Origin of the sequence: Streptomyces sp. KR55, from assembly GCF_052245645.1 — a bacterium.
Classification (GTDB): Bacteria; Actinomycetota; Actinomycetes; order Streptomycetales; family Streptomycetaceae; genus Streptomyces; species Streptomyces flavusporus.
Map to the genome: position 1 here is coordinate 1 of NZ_JBQQCE010000513.1, position 6,903 is coordinate 6,903.

6 protein-coding genes are annotated in these 6,903 nt (G+C 70.2%); all 6 read right to left on the minus strand.

The window, feature by feature from the left end; all coding sequences use genetic code 11:
* A partial coding sequence (locus tag ACTWQJ_RS43695) for a metal ABC transporter permease (protein ID WP_443311952.1) occupies window positions 1–337 on the minus strand: 337 nt, incomplete at its 3' end.
* Window positions 334–1,083: an anchored repeat-type ABC transporter ATP-binding subunit gene (locus ACTWQJ_RS43700; protein WP_443311953.1), complete on the minus strand. Its 750-nt coding sequence runs from the start codon at window positions 1,081–1,083 to the stop codon at window positions 334–336. The genes ACTWQJ_RS43695 and ACTWQJ_RS43700, both read right to left, overlap by 4 nt.
* Window positions 1,076–2,608, minus strand: coding sequence for a TIGR03773 family transporter-associated surface protein (locus ACTWQJ_RS43705; RefSeq protein ID WP_443311954.1), 1,533 nt, complete (start codon window positions 2,606–2,608; stop codon window positions 1,076–1,078). The genes ACTWQJ_RS43700 and ACTWQJ_RS43705 overlap by 8 nt, the downstream gene beginning before the upstream one ends.
* A gap of 5 nt (window positions 2,609–2,613) precedes the next feature.
* On the minus strand, window positions 2,614–4,149 hold the full coding sequence (locus ACTWQJ_RS43710; protein ID WP_443311955.1) for an anchored repeat ABC transporter, substrate-binding protein: 1,536 nt from the start codon (window positions 4,147–4,149) through the stop codon (window positions 2,614–2,616).
* Between the two features lie 86 nt (window positions 4,150–4,235).
* Window positions 4,236–5,906 carry a choice-of-anchor M domain-containing protein gene (locus ACTWQJ_RS43715; RefSeq protein ID WP_443311956.1) on the minus strand — a complete coding sequence of 557 codons (1,671 nt, stop codon included), beginning with the start codon at window positions 5,904–5,906 and terminating at the stop codon, window positions 4,236–4,238.
* Complete coding sequence (locus ACTWQJ_RS43720; protein WP_443311957.1) at window positions 5,906–6,553, minus strand: choice-of-anchor M domain-containing protein; 648 nt, start codon at window positions 6,551–6,553, stop codon at window positions 5,906–5,908. Before ACTWQJ_RS43720 ends, ACTWQJ_RS43715 begins: the two co-directional genes overlap by 1 nt.
* Window positions 6,554–6,903 lie beyond the last annotated feature (350 nt).

Sequence of the window (6,903 nt, forward strand, 5' to 3'; positions counted from 1 at the left end):
CCAGGACGATGCCCAGGCCGAAGGCGAAGGCGAAGAAGACGCCGATGACGGTGTCCTCCTTCAGCCGCCGGTTCTGGGAGACGAAGGCGATCAGCACCGCCGTGGTGATACCGGCCGCGGCACCGCCGAGGAGGAGATTGCCCTCGAAGGCGTAGGCGAGCGCGACGCCCGGGAAGGCCGAGTGGGCGACCGCGTCGCCGATGAACGCCATGCCGCGCAGCACGACGTACACGCCGACGACGCCGCACACCAGGCCGACCACCGCGGCTACGGCGAACGCCCGCTGCATGAAGGGCAACTGCCAGGGATCGGTGAAGAAGGCGATCAGCTCGCTCATGATGCGGTCACCGTGCCGATCGCTCGGTCGAGGCCGAAGGCCCGCAGCATCTGGTCGGGGTCGGCGAGGAGTTCGGGGCCGCCCTCGGCGACGACCGTGCGGTTGATCAGCGCCACCCGGTGGCAGGTGCGGCCGGCGGCCGCCAGGTCGTGGGTGGTCATCAGCAGCGCCCTGCCTTCCGCGGCCAGCCGGCCGAACAGCTCGTTCAACAGCTCCTGGGTGGGGACGTCCACGCCGGTGAACGGCTCGTCGAGGAGCAGGATCCGCGGGCCGGCGGCCAGGGCGCGGGCTACCAGGACCCGCTGCCGCTGGCCGCCGGACAGTTCACCGATCGGACGCCGCCACAGCTCGGCGAGCCCTGTCAGTTCCAGCGCCTCCTCCACCGCCGCCCGGTCGGCCGCACCCGGGCGGCGTAGCCAGCCCATCTGCCGGGTGCGGCCGGTGAGGACCGCGCCCGCGATGTCGATGGGGAAGTCCCAGGCGAATTCGTGCCGTTGCGGCACGTACCCGATGCGGCGCCCGGCCCGGCGCCCAGTGCCTCCCTCGACGGACACCTCTCCCCCGGCCAGCGGCACCAGGCCGAGGACAGCGCGCAGGAGGGTCGTCTTGCCGGCACCGTTCGGGCCGATGAGGCCGACCAACTCGCCCCCGTCGACGGTCAGGTCAGCCTTCTCCAGGGCGATCCGCCCGCCGAGTACGACGGTTGCGCCCGTGACCCGCAGCAGCGGGTCCGCTCGGTCAGCCATGTGTGGTCCTCCTGCGCCGGGCGGCCAGGAAGGACACGGCACCGACGGCGGTGAGCGCGGCGGCGGCCGAGCCCAGGAGTACGGCTTGACCGGCGCCGGTGGAAGCCATCGAGCCGTCGGTGTCGTCCGTCGAAGAGCCGCCCGTGGAGCCGGAGTCGGAGGCGGAGCCTGCCGCGTTCGAGGAAGAGGAACCAGACGTCCCCGAGGCCCCGGCCGCTCCCTTGCCGGAGACGTCGCCCGGCGTCACCGTGCCGGGGTCGGTGTCGCCGACCGCGAACGTCACCGTCTCCGTATCGGAGACCTTCGTGCCGTTCGCGAGCGTGCCGCTCATCTTGAAGGTCAGCCGGTACGTCCCTTCCTTGGTGAACGCCCACCCGCCGTGTGCGTGCGTGTTGGCGGGCACGTCGAAGGAGTCCGGCACCCCGTCCTTGCTGTTGAACAGGACGTTCGCGCCCGACATGGCGTCGTACATGTAGAGCGCGTAGGTCCCCGGACCGTCGACGTCGGTGAGGGAGAACTCCATACCTCCCTTGGTCGCCCCGGCCTTGATGTTGTCCGTCGACCAGCCGGGCCACAGGAGCCCCTCCTGCTGCACCTGGTCGAGCAGCCACACCGGGTCGCCGCCCTTGCCGAGGAACGCGAACTCGTCGCCCGCCGGAAGGGTGTTCTTGGCCGCGGGCTTGATGTGCAGGACCACGGACGAGGGCTCACGCCAGGTGGTCTTCCCCGAGACCGTGCCATCCTTGATGTGGATCTGGAGCTTGTTGTCGACGACGCGGGCGGCGAAGTCGACGTGGCCCTCGTCGAGAATCTTCTTGTCGGACACGACGTCGGTGGCAGCTGTGGTGGCGGCCAGGGCGGTGCGCCGCTCGGTCTCGGCCGCGTCCGTCACGGCCTTCCCGGCTGCCAGCAGCGTCTGTGCCTCCTCGGAGGCTTCCTCGGTGGGGGTCTCCTCGGTGACCGGCTCCTCGGTGGTCGTGTCCTGCCCCTCCGGTGCGTTCCCGACCACGACCGTGTACACGGTCCCGACGGTCAGTTCCCGCCCGTCCGCGGCCGTGGCCTCGGCGGTGAAGATGACCTGGTATGTGCCGTCCTCGCTGAACTCCCAGCGGATGACGCCCCGTTGACTCACGGGCAGCTTCTGCTCGTCGGGCAGCTCGTCCGCGCTGTCGAACAGCAGCGCCTCTTCGGCGCCGTCGTCCCCCTCCTCGGCTGAGTACACCTTCAGGTCACCGGGACCGTCGAGCCCGGTCAGCGACCACCGCACGGTGTCCCCGGCCACCGCGCCCTCGGGTACGCCGGTGGTGTCCCACCCGGGCGCGGTGGCATCCGCCACGCCCGCGCCGCCGACCTCGATCACATGGGCGCCCTCGGCCGGATCGAGGGTCAGCACCCCCTCCGCATAAGCGATCCGGCCGAGTCCGGACCCTCCCGCAGGCGCCCTACCGTCGTCCGCGACAGCGACCCCGCCCCCGGCCAGGGTGGCCGCGAGCACCACCACAGCGACCCGCTGAACTCTGCGCATGCCCCTCATCGGGCGTCCTCCCCCAGGCACTTGGCGAGCTCGGTCGCGTTGTGCCGCATCATCGATACGTAGTCGTGGACCTTGTCGTCGAACGAGTCGCCGTAGATCGTGCAGATGCCGACCCCCTCGTCCTCGGCGACCCGGCGCAGCACGTCGGCCCGCGCCGCCAGGTTCGGCTCCAGGAACACCGACGGGACCTGCTTCTCCCGGATGGTGTCGCCGAGTTCCTCGACCTCGGCCGCGCTCGGCTCCTGGTTGGGCACGGGCACGACGAAGCCCGCAATCTCCATGCCGTACGCCTTCGCGAGGTATCCGAAGGCGTCGTGTGTGGTGATCAGCTTGCGGTTCTGCTCCGGCACGGTGGCAAGCTTCTTGGCGACCTCCTCGTCGAGGGCGCCGAGCGTCTTCAGATATGTGGCGGCGTTCTTCTCGTACGTCGCCTTCCCGTCCGGATCGGCCTTGATCAGCTCGGCCTCGATCCGCCGCACGTATGCCTGGGCGTTGGCGACGTCCGCCCAGGCGTGCGGGTCCATGTCGCCGTGCACATGCTTGCCGATCACGGCCTGCGGCAGGACCCACAGTTCGTCGCCTGCCTTACCGAGGAAGGCGTACGGCTCCTCCTTCGGTACGGTCTCCTTGGCCCGGTCGGGCACGTGGAGCACCACGTCGTCGGCCGCGAGCCGTACCGGTTCGCCGCTCTTGTCGTCGTCGGCGCGGACGTACACCTTGTCTGTCCCGGTGTTGAGCGCGACGTCGGCGTGTCCGCCGTCGAGCACTCGCGCTCCCTCGGGCGCCTCGGTGTCGTCGCCGACGGTGAAGGTGAAGGTGCCGCTGCCGATGTCCTCGCTCTTGCCGTCGAGGGTCTCGGTCTGCCCCTCGACGGTCAGCCGGTACGTTCCGGCCTCGCTGAACGCCCAGTTGACGTGGGTGTGCGCCTCGGGCGGCAGGGTGAAGGAGTCGGCCTCGTCGAGGCCGTCGGCGGAGTCGATGTACACCTTGGGCTTGCCGAGCGTGTCGGTGAGGTACACGCGCAGCTCGCCGGGGCCTTCCAGCTTCGTGGCGGTCGTACGGACCTGGGAGCCGTCTCCTTCGACCTCGCCTTCGACGGCCCAGCCGAGCCACAGCACGTCGAGCCCGAGGTCCTCCTCCAGCTTGATGACCGTGCCGCCGTACTGCTCCAGCTTCTGGGCGATCTCGATCTTCGGGGCGGATTTCCTGGCGTTGGTGTGGACCATCTTCATGATCCCGGGCTCTTCGAGCAGCAGCCCGTTGCTGAACACGGCGTCGGCCTTGGCGACCTTGGCCGCGTCGCCGGGGCTGGGCTCGTAGGAGTGCGGGTCGCCGTGGTGCGGCACGATCGAGGTGACGTCGACTCGGTCGCCGCCGACCTGTTCGACGAGGTCGGCGATGATCGCGGTAGTCGTCGACACCGTCAACTCGGCGTCGGATGAACCGGCTTGAAGCCCGCTGCACCCGGAGAGCAGGGCGCTCGCCGCGACCAGTGCGGCGGCGGTGATGGTGCGTCTGGGGTGGCCCCGCATGGGGCTCCTCCTTCTCTCGATCACGACAATGCCGCGCACGACGGACCGGGTCGCTGCCAGGCGCCGGTCCGTCGCACGCGGAGCATTCACTGAGCGGTACGGCGACGTCGTACGAACGACACCGCACCGCCACCCACCAGCAGAGCGGCCACAGCGATGCCCGCGATCACACCGACCTGCGCGCCGGTGGAGGCAAGCCCGCCGGTCGCCGAGGTGCCACTGCTGCCGCTACCGCCAGTCGACGAACTTCCGCCGATACCCGAGGAGCCGGAGCCCGGGTCCGTCGCCGGAGCCGAGGCGCTCGGCGAGTCGGACGCGGACGCCGACGGGGACGCGGTAGCGGTCGGCGCCTGCGAGGCCGACGGGGTGGCCGTCGGGGTCGCCGTCGGCTCGTCCCCCTCACCCGGCGTCACGGTCGACGGATCCGTGTCGTCCCCGACCACCCAGGCGATGGTCTCCGTGTCGCTGACCTTCGTGCCGTCGGCGAGGGTGGCGCTGACCGTGAAGGTGGTGCGGTAGACGCCCTCGGCGCTGAAGACCCAGTCGAAATGGCTGTGCGTGCCCGCACCGAGGGTGTGGGTGTCGGGCAGACCGTCACCACTGTTGAGCGAGACGACCGGGACTCCCATCGCATTGTTGTGGAACATCGCGATGTTTCCGGGGCCCTGCACGGAGTCCAGCCGGAAGGAGACGCGGCCGTCGAGGTCGGCCTTGGCGTACTCCGTGGTGTTCCAGCCCGGCCACACGATGCCGGCGTTCTGCTGCAGCGGCAGCCACCACACCGCGTCGCCCGGAGTGCCGAGAAAGCCGTACCCCTCCGGGATCTTCCGCTTGGCGGCGGGCCGTACGTGCATGACGACCTCGCCCGGCTCGTACCACTTGTGGTTGAGCTCGGTGCCCTCCTTGATCTGGAACTCAAGGTCGCCGTCTGTAGGACGGGCCGCCAGGTCGACGTGGCCCTCGGCGATGACGTGCGCCGCCGGGGCGGTGAGCGACGGGCTCGGGGTCGCCGAGCCGGTCGGCGAATCCGTCGGGGAAGCCGTCGGAGTGGAGCCGTCACCGGGCAGGGCGTCGGCCGGGTCGACGTCGTCGCCGACGACCACGGCGAGGGTCTCGGTGTCCGAGGAGCCGCCGCTCGTCACGGTGAAGGTGAGTCGGTAGACGCCCTCCGCGGTGAACTGCCAGATGGGCCGCAGCCGTTCCTCGCCGACGGACAGGGTGAAGGTGTGCTGGACGGAGGCCACACTGCCGAGGTACGGGATCGCCGGAGCGTTCACGTTGTCCATCTCGCGGGTGTACATGGCCATACCGAAGTCCCCTGGCCCTTCGTAGCCGGACAGCCTGACCTCGGTGTCGCCCCCTGCCTCGGAACCCTTCCAGCCCGGTTCGGGCGCGAAGATGTTCTCCGCCTCCCAGCCGCCCAGCTGCCAGGAGTCCATGTTGGTCGTGCCGAGCGCCGTGGCCACCGGGTCAGGGGTGTACTGCAGGGAGGACGCCGGGGCGTGCAGCACGACCTGGGACGGCTCGCGCACGACCGTCGTGTCGCCACTGCGGTCGTCGATCTGCAACTCGAGCTTCCCGTCGGCCAGTCGGGGCGTGAAATCGACCTCGCCCTCGTCCAGGACAACGGCACCGCCGGCGGCGCGGGCGTTCCCGCTGCCGCCGGCGACCAGCCCTGCCGCGCCCACGAGCACCGCGGTCGCCGCGGCCAGGGCCGCGGCGGTGAAGGCGCGTCTTTCGCGCGTCAGGGCCCGCATCACGAGCTGACAACGACGGTGTAGGTCTCGGTGGCGGACTCCTCGAGAGCACCGTTCACCGTGCCGGAGACCTTGAACTTCAGTTCGTAGGTTCCCGCCTCTTCAAAAGCCCAGTTGGCGTGGTTGTGGGTGGCGACACCGAAGGTCCGGGACTTGAAGCTGGTGGTGGCGGTGTTGCTGTCGAACCAGCGGGCGCAGCTGCCCGCGTAGACGCTGAAGTCCTCGGTGGCGGCACCGTTGCGGGTGGCGCTGACCAGCGTGTACGTGACGGTGTTGTTGGCGAAGACCCCGGTGGTGAGGTGCTCGGTGGAGATGCCCGGGAAGAGCACCCCGGCCGCGTCGGCCTCGGCCTCGGTGTCCGGCAGCAGCCAGACCTGGCTGCCGCTGCCGAGAAAGCCGCAGCCCGGGTTGGTCACCTTCGCGGCTGCCGGCACCGACAGAGTCACATCGGCCGGCTCGTACTCGGTACCGGTCTCCTCGTCGTGGACGTGCAGGTGCAGGTCGACGCCGTCCCACTCGGCGTCGAGGACGTCGACGTGGCCACTGCTCAGCGTGGTGGCGGCGAAGGCGGAGGTGTTGAGACCGGCCGTGGCGAGCGCGGCGGCGGCGAGGCCGGTGACGGTCAGCAGGCGTCTGCGGGTACGCAAGAGAAACCCCCCATGGGTCATGTTCATGCCCCCTCGAGCACGAGTAAGACGATAATCGTTTTCATAAATGGTGGCAATGAGATTGCGGTGATGTGCGGGGGCGTGAACGGCCAAGCGTGACACGGGAGCTGGAGGCGAACCCGACCGGATGCGGGACCGAGGGAGCACACGCGCCGACCACCGGTTCACCGGCAGCGCAAGTGGCGTCACCGCCTACGGCGCCTGGCCCGGGAGTGGACGAGCCGGCTGCGTGCCGCCGGCGAGACCGTCATCTGCCTCGCCCACGACGAGAAGCTCATCGGCATGCTCGGCCTGTCCGACGCCGTACGCGGCGGCGCCGACACCGTCGT

Bases quoted from the DNA above. Each gene is read 5' to 3' on its own strand.
- ACTWQJ_RS43700 (WP_443311953.1), bottom strand. From the start codon at position 1,083: ATGGCTGACCGAGCGGACCCGCTGCTGCGGGTCACGGGCGCAACCGTC.
- ACTWQJ_RS43705 (WP_443311954.1), bottom strand. From the start codon at position 2,608: ATGCGCAGAGTTCAGCGGGTCGCTGTGGTGGTGCTCGCGGCCACCCTG.
- ACTWQJ_RS43710 (WP_443311955.1), bottom strand. From the start codon at position 4,149: ATGCGGGGCCACCCCAGACGCACCATCACCGCCGCCGCACTGGTCGCG.
- ACTWQJ_RS43715 (WP_443311956.1), bottom strand. From the start codon at position 5,906: ATGCGGGCCCTGACGCGCGAAAGACGCGCCTTCACCGCCGCGGCCCTG.